General features: G+C 41.7%; 14 protein-coding genes. 7 read left to right on the forward strand and 7 right to left on the reverse strand.

Annotation, left to right across the window (positions count from 1 at the left end):
- Positions 1-10: 10 nt before the first annotated feature.
- Complete coding sequence (gene glpK, locus E3E24_RS05555) at positions 11-1,492, reverse strand: glycerol kinase GlpK (protein ID WP_167885362.1); 1,482 nt, start codon at positions 1,490-1,492, stop codon at positions 11-13.
- Positions 1,493-1,690: 198 nt separating this feature from the next.
- Between glpK and E3E24_RS05560 the strand changes: the two genes are divergently transcribed.
- Positions 1,691-1,984, forward strand: coding sequence for a hypothetical protein (locus E3E24_RS05560; RefSeq protein WP_167885361.1), 294 nt, complete (start codon positions 1,691-1,693; stop codon positions 1,982-1,984).
- Between the two features lie 216 nt (positions 1,985-2,200).
- Here the strand turns inward: E3E24_RS05560 and E3E24_RS05565 are convergent, their stop codons facing one another.
- On the reverse strand, positions 2,201-2,956 hold the full coding sequence (locus E3E24_RS05565; protein ID WP_167885360.1) for a glycerophosphodiester phosphodiesterase family protein: 756 nt from the start codon (positions 2,954-2,956) through the stop codon (positions 2,201-2,203).
- Between the two features lie 48 nt (positions 2,957-3,004).
- Entirely contained in the window at positions 3,005-3,721 is a 717-nt protein-coding gene (locus E3E24_RS05570) for a glycerophosphodiester phosphodiesterase family protein (RefSeq protein WP_167885359.1), read from the reverse strand.
- 74 nt (positions 3,722-3,795) lie between these two features.
- Between E3E24_RS05570 and E3E24_RS05575 the strand changes: the two genes are divergently transcribed.
- The 6 genes from E3E24_RS05575 (at position 3,796) to E3E24_RS05600 (ending at position 11,172) form a co-directional block, all read left to right on the forward strand.
- Positions 3,796-5,124: an SLC45 family MFS transporter gene (locus E3E24_RS05575; RefSeq protein ID WP_167885358.1), complete on the forward strand. Its 1,329-nt coding sequence runs from the start codon at positions 3,796-3,798 to the stop codon at positions 5,122-5,124.
- 93 nt (positions 5,125-5,217) lie between these two features.
- Complete coding sequence (locus tag E3E24_RS05580) at positions 5,218-6,519, forward strand: MFS transporter (RefSeq protein ID WP_167885357.1); 1,302 nt, start codon at positions 5,218-5,220, stop codon at positions 6,517-6,519.
- Positions 6,519-7,391 (forward strand): alpha/beta hydrolase, encoded by an 873-nt coding sequence (locus tag E3E24_RS05585; protein WP_167885356.1) that lies wholly within the window; start codon positions 6,519-6,521, stop codon positions 7,389-7,391. Before E3E24_RS05580 ends, E3E24_RS05585 begins: the two co-directional genes overlap by 1 nt.
- Before the next feature lie 11 nt (positions 7,392-7,402).
- Positions 7,403-8,263: a phosphatase PAP2 family protein gene (locus E3E24_RS05590; protein ID WP_167885355.1), complete on the forward strand. Its 861-nt coding sequence runs from the start codon at positions 7,403-7,405 to the stop codon at positions 8,261-8,263.
- Positions 8,264-8,447: 184 nt separating this feature from the next.
- Entirely contained in the window at positions 8,448-10,163 is a 1,716-nt protein-coding gene (locus tag E3E24_RS05595) for a glutamate--tRNA ligase (protein WP_167885354.1), read from the forward strand.
- Between the two features lie 118 nt (positions 10,164-10,281).
- On the forward strand, positions 10,282-11,172 hold the full coding sequence (locus tag E3E24_RS05600; RefSeq protein ID WP_167915726.1) for a class I SAM-dependent methyltransferase: 891 nt from the start codon (positions 10,282-10,284) through the stop codon (positions 11,170-11,172).
- Here E3E24_RS05600 and E3E24_RS05605 read toward each other — a convergent pair.
- The 4 genes from E3E24_RS05605 to E3E24_RS05620 all read right to left on the reverse strand — a co-directional run bounded on the left by E3E24_RS05605 (position 11,101) and on the right by E3E24_RS05620 (position 16,311).
- Positions 11,101-12,390: a sodium-dependent transporter gene (locus E3E24_RS05605; RefSeq protein ID WP_167885352.1), complete on the reverse strand. Its 1,290-nt coding sequence runs from the start codon at positions 12,388-12,390 to the stop codon at positions 11,101-11,103. The two genes, E3E24_RS05600 and E3E24_RS05605, sit on opposite strands and share 72 nt — an antisense overlap.
- 112 nt (positions 12,391-12,502) lie before the next feature.
- Complete coding sequence (gene malP, locus E3E24_RS05610; protein ID WP_167885351.1) at positions 12,503-15,004, reverse strand: maltodextrin phosphorylase; 2,502 nt, start codon at positions 15,002-15,004, stop codon at positions 12,503-12,505.
- A gap of 109 nt (positions 15,005-15,113) precedes the next feature.
- Positions 15,114-15,707, reverse strand: a complete 594-nt coding sequence (locus E3E24_RS05615; protein ID WP_167885350.1) for a potassium channel family protein — start codon at positions 15,705-15,707, stop codon at positions 15,114-15,116.
- A complete protein-coding gene (locus E3E24_RS05620; protein WP_042679593.1) occupies positions 15,694-16,311 on the reverse strand; it encodes a potassium channel family protein in 618 nt (205 codons plus the stop codon). The genes E3E24_RS05615 and E3E24_RS05620 overlap by 14 nt, the downstream gene beginning before the upstream one ends.
- Between the last annotated feature and the right edge of the window lie 13 nt (positions 16,312-16,324).

A 16,324-nucleotide genomic window follows, 5' to 3' on the forward strand; every position in this document is an offset into this window, starting at 1 on the left:
CTCCGAAATGTCAGCTCTCAACTATTCTCGCCCATCCTAGAGCTCTCTTTACGGCCTCTTTCCAACCCTTGTAGAGCTTTCCCCTCTCTTTCTCGTTCATCTTTGGCTCAAACACTTTTTCAACTTTCCAAAGTTCTCCGATTTCCTCCAAGCTTTCCCAGTAGCCCACTGCTAAACCAGCAAGATATGCAGCTCCCAAAGCGGTTGTCTCTTGAACAACAGGTCTTATGACCGTTTTTCCTAAGATGTCAGCTTGGAACTGCATGAGGAAGTTGTTCTTGGTTGCCCCCCCATCAACCCTAAGCTCTTTGATTGGAACTTCCTTCTCCATCTCATCTATCACATCTTTCGTGAGATACGCTATCGCCTCAAGCGTAGCCCTCGCGAAGTGCTCCCTTGTAGTGCCTCTTGTTATACCAATTATCAAACCCCTTGCAAACTGATCCCAGTAAGGAGCACCGAGACCGACAAAGGCTGGTACAAAGTAAACTCCATCATTTGATGCTAACTTTGATGCAAGTTCTTCAGTTTCAGCTGCACTATTGATAATTTTTAACCCATCCCTAAGCCACTGGACAGCTGCGCCGGTTATAAAAACGCTTCCCTCGAGGGCATAGCTGACTTTTCCATTCAATCCCCAAGCTATGGTCGTGAGAAGGTTTTGGGAATACTTTATTTTATCACCTGTATTGACGAGTATGAAGTTTCCAGTGCCATAGGTTGCTTTCACCATACCTTCATCAAAGCACGCCTGCCCAAACAAAGCTGCCTGCTGATCCCCAGCATCTCCGCTTACTGGAATCTCAACACCAAACAGTTCTTTTTTAGTATAACCATAAATTTCACTCGACTCCTTAACCTCCGGCAGAATTGCATCTGGAATTCCGAAGATTTCCAAAAGATCCTCATCCCATTCTAGCTTCTTGATGTTGAAGAGCATAGTTCTTGAGGCATTGGAATAGTCAGTAACATGCTTCCCTGTGAGCTTGTAAATCAAGAAGGTGTCAATTGTTCCAAACATCACTTCCCCTTTCTGAGCTTTTTCTCTCAAACCTGGGACGTTGTCAAGGAGCCACTTGATCTTTGATGCCGAGAAGTATGCATCTGGGACTAAACCGGTTTTCTCCTTTATCATTTCACCGTAATTTCTCTTGATGTCTTCAATCATCTCCGCAGTTCTGCGGCACTGCCACACTATAGCGTTGTAAACGGGCTTTCCATCTTTGTCCCATATTATTGTAGTTTCCCTCTGATTTGTTACCCCTATCGTTGCTATCTGCTCCGGGATGATTTTGGCTTTCTCCAAGGCTGTTTTTATAGCTCTAAGCTGAGCATCCCATATTTCTTCAGGATTGTGCTCAACCCAGCCTGGCTTTGGGTAATACTGGGGAAACTCATACTGTCCAACCCCTAAGATGTTACTCTCCTTGTCGAAGATTATCGCTCGAGCAGAAGTTGTTCCTTCATCAAGAGAAAGTATAAACTTGTCCATTGATGTCCACCAAAATGAGAGATAACTGGGGGAAATATATTAACCCTTCGGTGAGGGACGACAAGGGGGCTCCGCCCCCTTATCTTCCTCTACCTTCAATCCCCCGTAGTGGAGCTCCGCTCCACACCTCGCTTTTTCTTATCTATTGGGGGGCTAACGCCCCCTCACCCCATATATTCACCCTTCGGGAGAAGGGAAATGAACGTTTCTCAGGCTGGAATTTATCTCATGATTGATGGGGTGCTACCTATGATATATGCCCCATGGGTAGACTGGTCAAGCGATACTATTAAAAAGGCAGAGCCACTAATTTATGAGCTGGAAGATGCCATTGAGAGAAGTTTCAAGATATATAGTATCGATGGTTCTCGGATTAGCTCTCTTCTCAATGGGAGTGACAATGCTTGTTCCGTGGATTGGATTATGTTTTCTGGGGAGCTACTGGATTGGCACTACTTTGGCTTAGGCATGGACGAGAACAACTTAAGCTAAAACTCCAAGAAGCAAGAAGCCATCGCCAAGGGCGTTGAAATCGACATTAAGAATGCAAAAGAATCTTAGCTCTTTTCTTTAACTTCTCCCTCACATATTCCATCCACTCGGAAGCCATTCACCTCTAACAAGTCTACCTTCAACTTTTTGTAGCTATATTGTTTAATCCTTGGTAAATATACTGGTCTACAGAAGGGAAGAGAACAAAAGAAGAAATCACCTCAAACCCAAACTCCTCAAATAGTCAATCATTCTTACAACATCGTTGACAATGACGACATCAAAAAGACCCACTAAGCGCTTTAAGTTGTCATTTACGTAGAACAGCTCATCATTTTCAGTCCAAAGAACAACCTTCAATCCTAAGCTCTTAGCCCAAGTCAAAGCTTGCTTAAACTTTTCAAATCCAATGATTGGGATTCCTTCCATGGGAGCGTTCACAGACCATAGCTTAAGTTCCTCTTTTAGTTTGGGAATCTGTGGGACTATCTGCTCATTATCAATCAAAAGACCAAGCCTAACATCTTTACTGTATTCTCTAACTTTTCTGAGGGCATCGATGTTGAATGAAGAAATCATAACCCTATCGCAGGCATCAAAATCTCTAACAATTTTAATGCTCTCCTCAGCAACATCGACATCCTTAATCTCAATATTAACGAGAGCATCTTTTGGGATAGCTTGAAAAACTTCCTCAAGGGTTGGAACCCTCTGCCCCATTCCCAGGTCAGCTGATTTTATATCTTCAAGAGTAACATCTTTAGTCTTTTTCTTTATCTTTGCAGTTCTTTCTAAAGTTTCATCGTGCATTATTATCGCTTTTCCATCTTTGGTCAGCCAGACATCAAGCTCAATACCATCTGCACCTGCACTAATTGCCTCAACAAACGCCAAAATGCTGTTTTCAGGATATTTTGACATAAAACCTCTATGTCCGAGGACTAAAACTCTGTTTTCTTCCCAGCTTGGCATACCCATCGCCTCAAAAGAAACACCCTCCGCAGTTTAAAAACATTTTGCCTAAAGAACGCCCAATTCTAGGAGATTTAGCACTTTTACAGCGTTATCTGCAATAATCCCGTCATATAATCCCTTTAATCTGGGCAGCCAGAAAAGCTCATCCATTTCATAGTTCCACATAAAGACCTTAATTCCCAATCCCCTCACCCACTTTAAGAGAGCAACAAACATAGGAAATCCCACATAGCTGATGCCATCTAACGGCACGTGAAGAGAATACAACTTCAAGTTCCTTTTAAGCAATGCCACCTTAGCTACTCCCGTTTCCGTGACTATGGAAAATCCAAGCTTTGCTTCTTTAGAATGTTTCCTAATAAGTTTAAGCGTCTCAGGGTTTGGAGATGAGAATATAACTCTATCAAAACTATCAAACTCCTCAACAAGTTCCAAAAGAGGCTTTACAGCCCCTTTATCCTTCACATCAATATTGAAAATCGAGTTGGAAAACCTTTCAAAAAGCTCATCAACAGTTGGGATAAATTTGCCGTAAGGGTGGAGCTTTCTAAGCCCCTTTAAGCTCAGCTCCTTAATGCAGTAAACCTCATCATTTACCCTAAATTTGCCGTCATGAAGTGTAACTAGCTTTCCATCTTTTGTGAGCCAGACATCAAACTCAATCCCATCAGCTCCCGCTTTAATTGCCTTTTCAAATGCTATTATAGTGTTTTCTGGATATTGATTTTTAAAGCCGCTATGCCCCAGCACGATGATGCCCATCTTCCTCACCTAAAAATATATAACTGAACGATAACATAGCAATCTTATGCACTAAAGCCAGGAGGTGTACAATAATGAACGAGAAGTTCAGCTATAAAAGGATATTCCTTCTGGGATTTGGATTCTTTGGAATAAGCATCATCTGGGCATTATATAACGCTTATGTGCCAATATTTCTGAAAGACTTTGCACTTAGCTCGTTTATAATTGGGATTGTAATGGTTATAGACAATGTCTTTGCAATAGTTATGCTCCCATACCTTGGAGCACTGAGTGATAAGACTAGAACAAGATGGGGAAGGAGAATGCCCTATATATTAATCGGTGCACCATCTGCAGCAATATTCTTTGCTTTGATACCAGTTGCAAGAGCGCACAAGAACTTGGCTTTGATGATGGGAACTATCATCTTGATGAACTTCTTCATGGCAGTCTTTAGGTCTCCAGTAATTGCTCTGATGCCGGATATAACACCATCAAGATTTAGGAGTCAAGCAAACGGAATAATAAACTTCATGGGCGGATTAGGAGCACTCTTCGCTTATTTTGGAGGAAAGGCTCTCTATGATATTAACTATGCCCTGCCTTTCTATGTTGGAGCCGCAATGATGCTGATTGCTAATTTACTGGTTGTTATCTTTATAAAAGAGCCAGAGGAATACAGAAAGCCATCAAAAGAAAAGGTCAACTTATGGGAACTGCTCAAGAAAACGAGTCACGAGAGCTTTGGAGAACTGAAAGAGAACCTCAAAGATGTCTTTGCAAGCCAAGAAAAGAGCCTTCTATTCATCTTGCTGGCAATATTCTTGTGGTTCATAGCATTTAATTCCCTAGAAACATTTTTCACAAGCTACGCAAAGTTTGAACTAGGAATAAAGGAGAGCACCGGAGCATTCTTGCTTGGACTCTTTGCCTTAGGATTTATGGTGTTCTCAATCCCTGCAGGATTCATAGGAGGAAGAATCGGGAGAAAGAAGACAATAACACTCGGACTATTTGTAATAATAGCTGTAATGCTTATTGCCTTATATCTCGGAACCCAAGCCGCAAGCGGGAAAGTGGAAGTGAACTTTGTTGTAAAATCGTTTGCTGGACTATTCCTCCTCGGAGGCTTTGGATGGGGAATGGTGAACGTAAACTCACTTCCAATGGTTGTTGATATGACAACAGAAGAAAAAGTTGGTGGTTATACCGGTCTTTACTACTTCTTCTCAATGGCAGCGAACATCTTTGCACCACCTCTCTCTGGAATAGCAATAGATTACTTTGGATATCAGTCCTTGCTTATCTTTGCTACAATATTCTTCGTTCTAGCACTAATTGCAGTTCAGTTCGTCAGAAGAGGAGACATTGTAGGACAGACACCACAAGACATATATGAGCTAATTCCAGACATGGACTAACCCTCTTTTTGCTTTTTTCTTGTTTTCTGACCACCATAAAACATAAAACATTCCACAGCTTAATTTTTATTTAGCAAAAACGGAGGGGGTGCAATGGAGCGTAAAAAGTTCAGCTGGGGAGTAGTCTTGGGATTAGCGCTTCTTGGTTTTAGTAGAAGTGTAGGATGGGCATTAAATAAAGGACTTTCCTTTCCATTGCTTTCCAGCTATACTCAGTCTGCATTTGTCAAAGGAACAATCCTAGCCCTTGAAGGTATCATTGGACTGCTAATCCCACCGCTCTTGGGATATTACAGCGATACATTAAAATCAAAATATGGAAGGAGAAGACCTTTTATCATCATTGGAGGAATATTAGCTGGATTTGCAGCGTTGATGATTTACACTGCTTATGCGCTTGGAGCGCCACTAGCAGGTTTTGCACTAACACTAGCATTCTTCTACTTCTCAATGCACCTATACACCGCACAGTTTAGAGCCTTAATGCCAGACACAATAGAAAGTGGTGAGAGAGGAAAAGCGAGTGGTGTAATTACGCTTTTGGAGTGGGCTGGCAATCTTTTCCTCTTTGGATTAGCTGGATTTCTAATAGCCAAAGCTGTTGCTGAAACAGGGGAAGCCGAAGGCATAAAAGCTTTAGCCCAAACTCCTTACCTCAAGATACCTTTCATAATAACTGCCATCTTCCTTATTGGTGCAGCATTGTTCGTGTATTTCATAGTTAAAGAGCCAAAAGCCCCAGAAATTGAAGAGGATGAAAGCCTCATCGGGTATTTAAAGAGCATAGTTGAAAACAGAGACTTCCTGAAGTTTTATGCCGCACAGACACTTTGGTGGATGAGCTTTGAGTTCATAGCGATCTTCCTCTATGGAATTCTAGCGTTTATCCTCCACGGCTCAGCCACTGAAGAGAACGTTAAAGCTGTAACATCTCTCGGCTTATACTTAATGGCTCTCTTCAACATTACAGTCCTTCTTGGAGCTCTGCCGGGAGGAATAATCTACGACAAGCTTGGAAGGAGGCTCAGCATAATTCTTGGAGGTATCATCTTCGCTCTGCCTCAGCTTTGGGGATGGTTCATAAGCACGCAAACAGAAATAGTAATAGCATTGGGATTGGCTGGAATAGGGTGGGGAATACTAATGGCAGCATCTTACCCAGTTATCGGCGATTTGCTGACTCGTTATGAGAAGGAAGCGTTTACAGGCAGATACTATGGATTCTTTGAAGCTACTCGCTCACTGCCTGTGCTTTTGGCAGGAACAATTGGTGGTGCAATAGTAGACTTAGCCGGTGAAAATTACCGCATTTTATTCCCAATCGGTGCTCTGCTTGTGTTGTTGGCAATGCCAATGATATGGCACATGAAAAACCTTGAGCCAGGTGAGAAGTAATGACCGGGAAAATCCTAGTTGTCCTTTTCTTCCCAATAGCCCTCTCTTTCCTTTTCGTGATTTTTGTAGCATACAAAATGATCAAACCGCCATGGGAAATCAAAGAATGGACGCCGAAGGATTTGGGCTATGATTACGAGGAAGTAATGATACAAACTAGAGACGGCCTAAAACTTCATGCATGGTGGATTGACCGAGGAAATGAAAAAACTGTAATCCCACTCCACGGCTACACCTCAAGCAAGTGGAATGACCTTTACATAAAGCCGACGATGGAAATTCTGCTGAAAGCCGGCTACAACGTCCTTGCCTTTGATTTCAGAGCACATGGGAAGAGCGAAGGGAAATACACGACTGTTGGGGACAAAGAGCTGATTGACCTAGTCTCAGCGATTGACTGGCTTAAGGAGAATCATCCAGAGAAAGCTAAGAAGATAGGCCTCATAGGTTTTTCAATGGGTGCAATGGTTACTATAAGGGCTTTAGCTGAAGACGAAAGAGTTTGCTGTGGAGTTGCTGATTCTCCACCAATGCACCTTGATAAGACGGGAGCAAGAGGCCTGAGGTATTTCGCAAAGCTCCCCGAATGGCTGTATATCTTTGTTAAGCCATTCACGCTGATGATAAGCGGGGGAAAAGTTGTTCACCCATTAGAATATGCGGACAAAGTGAAGAAGCCCCTCTTACTAATAGCTGGAAAGAAAGACCCGCTCGTCAAAGTTGAAGAAATTCAAGAGTTCTATGAGAGGAATAAGAAAATCAATCCAAACGTTGAGCTTTGGGTTACAGAAGCTCCTCATGTCAGGACAATACTCATAGCAAAGGATGAATATAAGAAGAGAATTCTGGAGTTTTTCGAGAAATACCTCTGAGGTGTATAAGTATGAGGAAACTCGACAAGGCATTACTTACAGTTTCAATTTTTCTCTTGCTCTCTTCCATTCTAGCAACGTACTTTCAAGTTTATGCATTTTGGAAAGCTATAACTTTCCTTGGATATGAAAAATTCTACATGATTCTAATCCCAGTGATATACCTCGGCTACAGCTCGTCCTATGGGATAACGCTCTTTATTCCTTTCATCCTTGGCATGTGGCTTAATTTGTTCCTTAAAAACTTCTTCAAGTTGCCGCGACCGCCAGAAAACCGCAGACTCGTTGAAGCTAATGGATACGGGTTCCCAAGCGGACATGCTCAAGGCTCAAGCATTGTCTTCGGATACTTCGCTTACACAAAGGAAGGGATTGGAGTTAGAGTTTTCTGCCTGACTATGATAGCCCTGATTTCGCTTTCAAGGATAGTCCTAGGAGTCCACTACTGGAGGGATATATTTGGTGGAATTCTGCTGGGAGTTGCAGTTATTTCTCTAGGGGTATACCTAAAGAATAAAATCAAATACACGCCAAAAGTTGCTCTGCTAGGGATCATCCTAAGCCTTCTGCTTCCCGTAATATCAAGGAGCGTTGGATATGCCAACGAAACATTTTCAATAGTTGAGGGTTCTCTGATTGGTGCAGTGGTGGGATATTCGGCATTTAAACAGCTCAACCTGCCCGATACTTCAGAGATACCTCTCAGGAAGAGAGCAGTAATGGTGACTGTTGGGCTGTTCGTCAGCGGTAGCGGATATATAGCCTGGAAGTTTGGAGCTCCTGGACTGCCGACATTCGCATTATCAACATTTACAATGGTATTCTTGGTTCCTTGGACTTTCTCAAGGCTTTTTGATGGGTATGAGAGGTAACCCCTACTAATTTTATTTATTAGTTTTTTCTATTATCCTCAGCTTCTAAAGCTTTTGCTTCTTCGTTAAGTCCTTGTTCTACTATGACCAATATGAGCCAAAAACACCAACTGCCTAAAGACATTCCAGAAAATTTCAGAAGGTTTATAACTCTCCCAACGCTCACTCTCTTAGAGGTGATAGCATGGAGGAGCTGATTTTAAAGTATGCGCTCATCAATGCAATACAGCATGATGGAAAAGCCAATCCTAAAGCTGTCATAGGCAAAGTTCTTGGTACTCATCCAGAGCTGAGGCCTAAAGCTAAGGAGATAGTCCCTCTCGTAAATAAAATAGTTGAAGAAGTCAACAAGATGAGCATAGAGGATCAGGAGGCAAAGCTCAGAGAGATTTATCCAGAGTTCTTTGAGAAAAAAGAAGAGAAGCATGAGGAAAAGAAAGGATTACCTCCGCTTCCCAAAGCTGAGAAAGGAAAGGTAGTTACAAGGTTTGCTCCAAACCCTGATGGGGCTTTCCACTTAGGAAACGCTCGTGCGGCTATTTTAAGCCACGAGTATGCGAGAATGTACGACGGCAAGTTCATATTGAGATTTGACGACACTGATCCAAAGGTGAAGAGACCCGAGCCCATCTTTTATGAGTGGATAATTGAGGATTTAAAGTGGCTCGGCTTCAAAATTGATGAGATTCATTATGCCAGCGATAGGCTTGAGATTTATTACAAGTATGCTGAAGAGCTGATAAAGATGGGCAAAGCCTATGTTTGTACTTGTAAGCCAGAGGAGTTCAGAAAGCTCAGAGATGCCGGAAAGCCCTGTCCGCACCGTGATGAACCCGTTGAGATTCAGCTCGAAAGATGGGAGAAGATGCTTGACGGAACTTACAAAGAAGGAGAAGCTGTTGTTAGGATAAAAACCGATTTAAACCACCCAAATCCAGCCGTGAGAGACTGGCCAGCTTTAAGGATAATTGACAATCCAGATCATCCCAGAACTGGGGATAAATACAGAGTTTGGCCACTCTATAACTTTGCATCAGCCATTGATGACCATGATCTCGGCGTAACTCATATCTTCAGAGGACAAGAGCATGCCGAGAATGAGACGAGGCAGCGCTATATTTACGACTATTTCGGCTGGGAGTATCCAGTAACTGTTCACCACGGTAGATTGTCAATTGAGGGAGTAATTCTGAGCAAATCAAAAACGAGAAAAGGAATTCAGGAGGGCAGATACTTAGGCTGGGATGACCCGAGATTAGGAACAATTAGAGCATTAAAAAGAAGGGGAATTCTTCCAGAAGCAATAAGGGAACTGATTATAAGCGTTGGGCTCAAGAGGAGTGACACAACCATAAGCTGGGACAACTTGGCTGCGATAAATAGAAAGCTTATTGACCCAGTGGCAAACCGCTATTTCTTCGTTGCCGACCCAATTCCAATGTACATCAAAGGCTTTGAGGAAGAATTCATTGCAAAAGTTCCGCTCCACCCAGATCATCCAGAGAGAGGATATAGAGAGCTAAAATTCACACCAGAAAAACCGATTTATGTGTCAAAAGATGATTTGGAACTGCTCAAGAAGAGTGAATACATAAGGCTCAAAGATCTCTTCAACGTTAAGCTCCTTGAGGTTAGTGAGGAGAAAATAGTTGCAGAATTTGACAGCATTGAATACGAAAAAGCGAGAGAACACAGATGGCACATGATTCACTGGGTTCCAGAAGGAAAAGAGTGTGAAGTTATAATTCCAGAAGGAGACGAGCTTATAGTCAAGAAAGGTCTGCTTGAGAAAGATGCAGATGTTAAAGTTGACGACATAGTGCAGTTCGAGAGATTCGGCTTTGTCAGAATTGATGCCATTGAAAATGGAGTCGTCAAGGCAATATTTGCCCACAAGTGATGGCTTTATTTTGTCTTCAAAATTTTTGTCTGCCTAAATATCAACTCCAACTTTTAAATCTTTTTCTGCAAAAGAGCTTTAAAGAGGGCTGTTTTTACAATATAGATGGTGTTTAGCTGTGAACTCTGAAGAAAAATTCGAAAATGAGGTTCTTTCAAAAATTCCATTGAGGAATGAGCCTTTCCTTCCAAATAACTGGCTCCACCTTGAAATGCTTGAACGCTTTAGGCTTTCGCAGTTCGCTGGAATTAAAGAAGGAATGAATATTCTGGAGATAGGCTGCGGTGCTCACGCTATAGCAACAGTGCCTTTAGCTTATATGGTTGGAGAAACTGGGAGAGTCATTGCTGTGGATTTAGCAAGGGGGACGTATTTTGAAGAGATAGTTAAGAGCGCTGGGCCTTGGAGGAGAGTTATTCCAATGAAAGTTGATGCCCAAAATTTGCCATTTCCCTTCAAGAGCTTTGATTTGGCAGTTTTAATTCATGGAATTAGAAGCTTAAGGAATGAGGAGACAATTGTTAATGTTAAAGTAATTAGCGAGATGCTCCGCGTTGCTGATGAAATTTTTATTGCTGAAAGTCTGCCAATAGCCAAAACAAAGGGACAAGAAGCTCATCTTGAGATGTACAACCTCAGAGAGGGGATATTCGAAGCTCTCTATGGCAGAAAAGATGATCTGCATTATTTCCCACTTGAAAAGCTGATAGAGTTTGTAGAAAAAGCGGGTGGAGAAATTAAAGAATATGGAACTTTTGAACCAAATCTACCACACCTCCTAGCTTACATTCCAAGAGAATACATTGAGAAAATTAGAGACACTAAAAAACGAGAAAGACTACTCAAAAAGTGGGAGAGCGCTTATGAAAAACTCCAAAAATATGGAGCGGAACATCCTCCAGTAGGTTGGATAAAGGCAAAAGAAAAAATAGAAAAATCACTCGGAAGCTTTCCCAAATTCTCTTATTGCAACTCCTATAACCAAGAGGACAAGAGCTATTACCGTTGAGACTACCCTGTAGCCTCCCATTTTAGCTTCTGAAATCATTGTATAGATGCCCAGCAATGCAAAAAAGGCTGCACCTATCACTGCTATTGCATGCTCTACTGGACTCTTTTGCTCTCTCAGCTTTGTTACCAAAGGATATACCTCAAATATTGCCCCAATGAATATGAAGATATTTATCGCTTGAAGCATCATGTCGGCAATTGGGGGATATGAGTCAATAATCCCTATTAGAACTACGAAACCTATGAAGTAAGTTGCTGCCTTTTCTCTGCTTAAACCAGTCAGCATTTGGGTAATCTGAAGACCAATCTCTGCAGTTGGGACAATGCTTGTAAGGCCGGCGAAAAAGAGCGATATCGCAATCATAAAGAGTAGAATTTGATAATCAGCTAATACTTTGGGCAGAGCCTCCATGAATTTTATTGAACCCTCCTCTCCTCCTGTTGCATAAGTGAGAAGCAGTCCTGGCGTACCTGGAGCCACTGAATATATCACTATGAAAGTTGAGAGAATTCCTATAAATACCTGAATCGCTACACCTGTTCCAATAATTACCTTAGAGCTAAAGTCCCTCCCCATGAAGCTTCCAATCATTAAGTAGAATGCAAATCCCAGACCAACACCATAAAGAGCCCTAATAGCAGCATCTCTTAATAGAGCCAGGGAAATTGGTTGTTTTGCAAATATCATCCCTTTAGCTAAGGTTAAGTAGAAGTTCTCGGCTGGTATCTTTGTTTTAAATGCTACTGCCGTTATCACAGCAAAGATAACGAAGATCGCTGAACCGAGAGCCATTATGAGGAAAGTCTTCTCTTTGGCTCTTGTGATTATTATGAATGTTACTGCCAACAAGATGAGCTTCGCAATAAGCCTTCCAACGGTCCCCGTTCCAAGGAACGGTGACAGCAGTATAAGGGCCGTGTTCGCTGTGTAGTATGATAAGAATACTATAATAGCCAGCAAAATCGCAATAATCATTCCCGAGGTTTTTGTAAGCTTAGTGTACAGCTCTGCAAAGTGATAGGCAGTTTTTTGAGTTGATTCAGCCTCAAGTATTGCTAGATAGGTGAAAAACACTGTAAAGAGCAGATATACTGTAAGCCCCGTCATTCCATACTGAAGCCAGAACTGTGGAAACAAACCCATAGTGCCTATTCCTGTTGCAAATCCAGCAACTAAAAAAGCTAGGTATATTGTCCATTTTGTCTTCTCCTCCATTTTAACACCTCCTAGAGGAGCTAATTTAATGTGGCAGTTTAATCAATAAATTTGTGAAGTGAGCATATATAAAATTTCCGAAATCATAGAAAATAAACAAAAAAGGCAAAAATCATTCAAGCAATCCACGCCATCTAATCAAGCCACCAAGAAGGAATTTGTACGGCAGCTTTGGATGGTAGGGATAAACCCTCACAGCATAATGCCAGCACGGATTGATTATATTCCTCAGAGCATTGCCCTCATATTTGTATTTGTATCTTCCATTGCCCAGATGCTCTGGCCTCTTGAGCTCGACTATATAGGGCTTCTCAATAATATAGTCCTTGGCTTTCACCCCATAGTAGAGTTCAACTTTCACATCCTCGGGACTCAGATTTCCAAGGTTCACAACAACTTCCACCGCTCTGGCGTCTTCTGTAAGTATTTTTTCAATGCTCACCTTGTCCCAATTTTCGAGCACTTTCTTCTTCCAAGCTGCTATCTCCCTTGCCCAGCGGGAGTTGTCTCTAACAAGCCAGATACCATGCTCCATGGCCTTTGTATAGAACTTTGTCATGTATTCCTTAACCATTCTGTGCGTGCTGAATCTTGGTGCTATGCTTTTTATGCTCTCTTTCATCATGCCTATCCATGCTTCCCTATTCTCATAATAGAGCGGAATTACTTCATTCTCAAGGATATCATACAAACTTTGAGCATCCCTTATATCATCTTCTTCGGTCTCCGGTTCTGTGTTTTCTTCTCCAATGACCCAGCCGTTTCTTCCGTTGTAGCCCTCAACCCACCAGCCATCGTAGATGCTCAAGTTCAAGACACCGTTAAGTCCAGCTTTCATGCCACTTGTTCCACTAGCTTCAAGAGGTCTCCTTGGATTGTTGAGCCATACATCAACGCCAGCAACCATCAAACGAGCAGAACCCATGTCATAGTTTTCTATGACAATTATCTTGCCCTTGAACTCAGGCATCTGGGAAACTTCATAAACTCTCCTCAAGAACTCCTTTCCAGCTTCATCCCTTGGATGAGCTTTTCCTGCAAAGACTATATACACGGGTCTCTCTGGATTGTTCACTATCCTCTTTAAGCGCTCAAGGTCGCTCAAGATTAAGATTGCTCTTTTATACGTTGCAAATCTTCTTGCAAATCCTATTATTAAAGCATTCTCGTCAATTTCTGGAACCGGTTCATCAATGCCTAAACGAGTATTCCTTTCCCTAATCTTTCTCTTGATAAGCTCAATCAGATCCTTTTTGGCTTTCAGATGTGCTTCCCAAAGCTCTTCATCTGGAATTCTTTCAATCGCATACCAAATGCCCTCTAAGTTGACATGCTCTCTCCAGATCTTACCCATATATCTGTCATATAAGCGAGCTAACCTTTCATGAACCCATGTTGATGTATGGATTCCATTTGTTATACCTTCAATTGGAATCTCATCAAGTGGCACTTCCTTCCAGAGATTAAGCCACATCTTCTTTGTAACTTCTGCATGAAGCTCGCTGACTCCATTCACAAAGTTTGAAGTTCTTATAGCTAAAAGACTCATGTTAAAATTCGGATCTTTCTCCTCAACCCTACCTAGGTCCAAGAATTTTTCTTTAGGTAAACCTTCAAAGAACTTTGCAAGCTTCTCTTCAACAAACCATATTGGGAAAACATCATGACCTGCTGGAACTGGCGTGTGAGTGGTGAAAACACTAGTTCCCCTAACAACTTCCAAAGCCTCTTCAAAGCTGAGACCTTCTTGCATATACCATACAATTCTCTCAAAGTTCGCAAATGCTGGATGGCCTTCATTGAGATGAATTACACCCGGCTCAATCTTGAGTGCTTTCAAGAGACGCATTCCACCAATGCCCAGGAGGATTTCTTGCTTAATCCTCTTGTCAAGCTCAGCGTTGTAAAGGTAGTCACATATTTTTCTGTCTTCTTCGCTGTTTTCCTCCACATCCGTATCAAGGAGGTATAACTTAACTCTTCCAACATTTACTTCAAAAACCCTTGCATAAACTATTCTGTCTTCAATGGGGACTTCAATTAAAAGAGGCTCCCCGTTTTCTTTGAGAATCTGCTTCATTGGCATTTCTCTCGGATCATAACTGGGGAATATCTCAATCTGTCTGCCTTCCTCGTTTATTTCTTGCTTAAAGTAGCCATGCTTATAGAGAAGACCAATCGCAATGAAAGGCAAACCTAAGTCACTTGCAGTCTTTACATGATCGCCAGCAAGAATTCCAAGACCGCCAGAATAGATGGGTAGGCTCTTTCCAATGCCATATTCCATACATAGGTAGACTATTGGCTTATCCCATTTGGGATAGTTAACTGAAAACCAAGTATTTTCTTCGCTCATATATTTTTCAAAATTGTTCATGACAAGCTCATATAAATCAAGGAAGTTGTCATCCCTTGCAAGCTCTTTTAATCTTTCATCGCTCACATCAAGGAGAAGCTTCACAGGATTTTTGTATTCTCTCCAATGTTCTTCATCAATATACATCCACATTTTAGTGGCTTTATGACTCCAACTCCACCAATAATTATAGGCAAGCTTTGCTAAGCCTCTAATATTTTCAGGCAACTTTTTCTTGATAATTGATTCCACATCCATATACAACACCTCAATGATCGTTGATTGATTTATTATACTCATTGGCAGTGATACATAAAAGGGTTTTGGCAAAAGATTTAATAGAACAGCATAAAAAGTAAAAGAAAATTTACTCCTCCTCTATCCTCTCTCCCTCTTCACCTTTTTCGTTAGAAAGTTCTCTCAAGCGATCAATTCCCGAACCAACCGCTATGAGGATGTCCCCTTCTTTTATCTCCTCGTCCTTACTGGGGTTGTATATGTATTTGCTCCCACGCTTTATTGCTATTAAGCGAACACCAATTTTTGTTGGTAATTTGAGCTGCTTAAGGCTCTTTCCAATTAGAATGGAGCCCTTGTTTACCTTAACTCTCCCAATTTCCTCCTCTACATCATGCATAATCTTTCTGATTATAGGATGAGGCTCAACATCTCTTAAAACTAAATCCGCTATTTCGTAAGCGGAATCTGATATCTGCTCATTTATTGTTGCCATCTCTATAATACTCAAAAGTTTCTCTGGGTCGTCTTCATACTTTGCGGCCTTTAAAGCAAGTTTTTTGACCTTTAAAGTCAGTTCATCCATTTTTTCCTCAAGAATGTAGACTTCATCGGCTATATCTTCACTGTTATACATGACAGATGAAAATGCCAAATCAACCATGAGAGATGAAAGGTTCTTCATTTCAACTAAACAATCTTTAATCTCCTCAAGCTCTTTCATTGCCGACCACCCTAATGACTCCTCTTGCTATCTCTTTCAAATGCTCGACTGAAGTGTGTGTTCCTCTGCCTATGAGAACATCGTGGGGTTTTATCTTGAAATCCTTATCTGGACCAAAAATCCACCTCTTACCTCTCCTCACTGCTATTATCCATACTCCAGTGTTTGTTGCTAAATCAAGTTCTCCAAGAGTCTTTCCAACAAGAATTGAATCTGGGCTGACGACAATTTTTGCTATAACCTCTTCGCTCTCAAGTATTGCCTCTTTTATAACTGGATGGGGTTCGAGTCCTTCAAGGACCATCTTTGCTAAGTCTCCAGCTGCGTTGGAGATGTCTTCTATGGCATTTGCCATTTGGAGAATTGAAGTGACTTTTTCAGCCTCTTTAACGTTCCTTGCTGCTAAAACTGCGTGGAGCGTCATCTGATAGTTAAGCAAGTCCATTCGCTCTTCTAAGTCTAGGACTTCCTCAGCAATTTCCTTATCACCGAACAGAATAGAGGTATATGCCAGATCAACCATGAGCTCGGCGATGTTTTTCATCTCGATAAAGAGATCTTTAACGCTTCGTGGCTGATATTCAAATTCCTCTATATCTTCCATCCCCTCTCCTCAC

The sequence above is a fragment of the Thermococcus sp. LS2 genome (assembly GCF_012027375.1).
GTDB lineage: Archaea > Methanobacteriota_B > Thermococci > Thermococcales > Thermococcaceae > Thermococcus_B.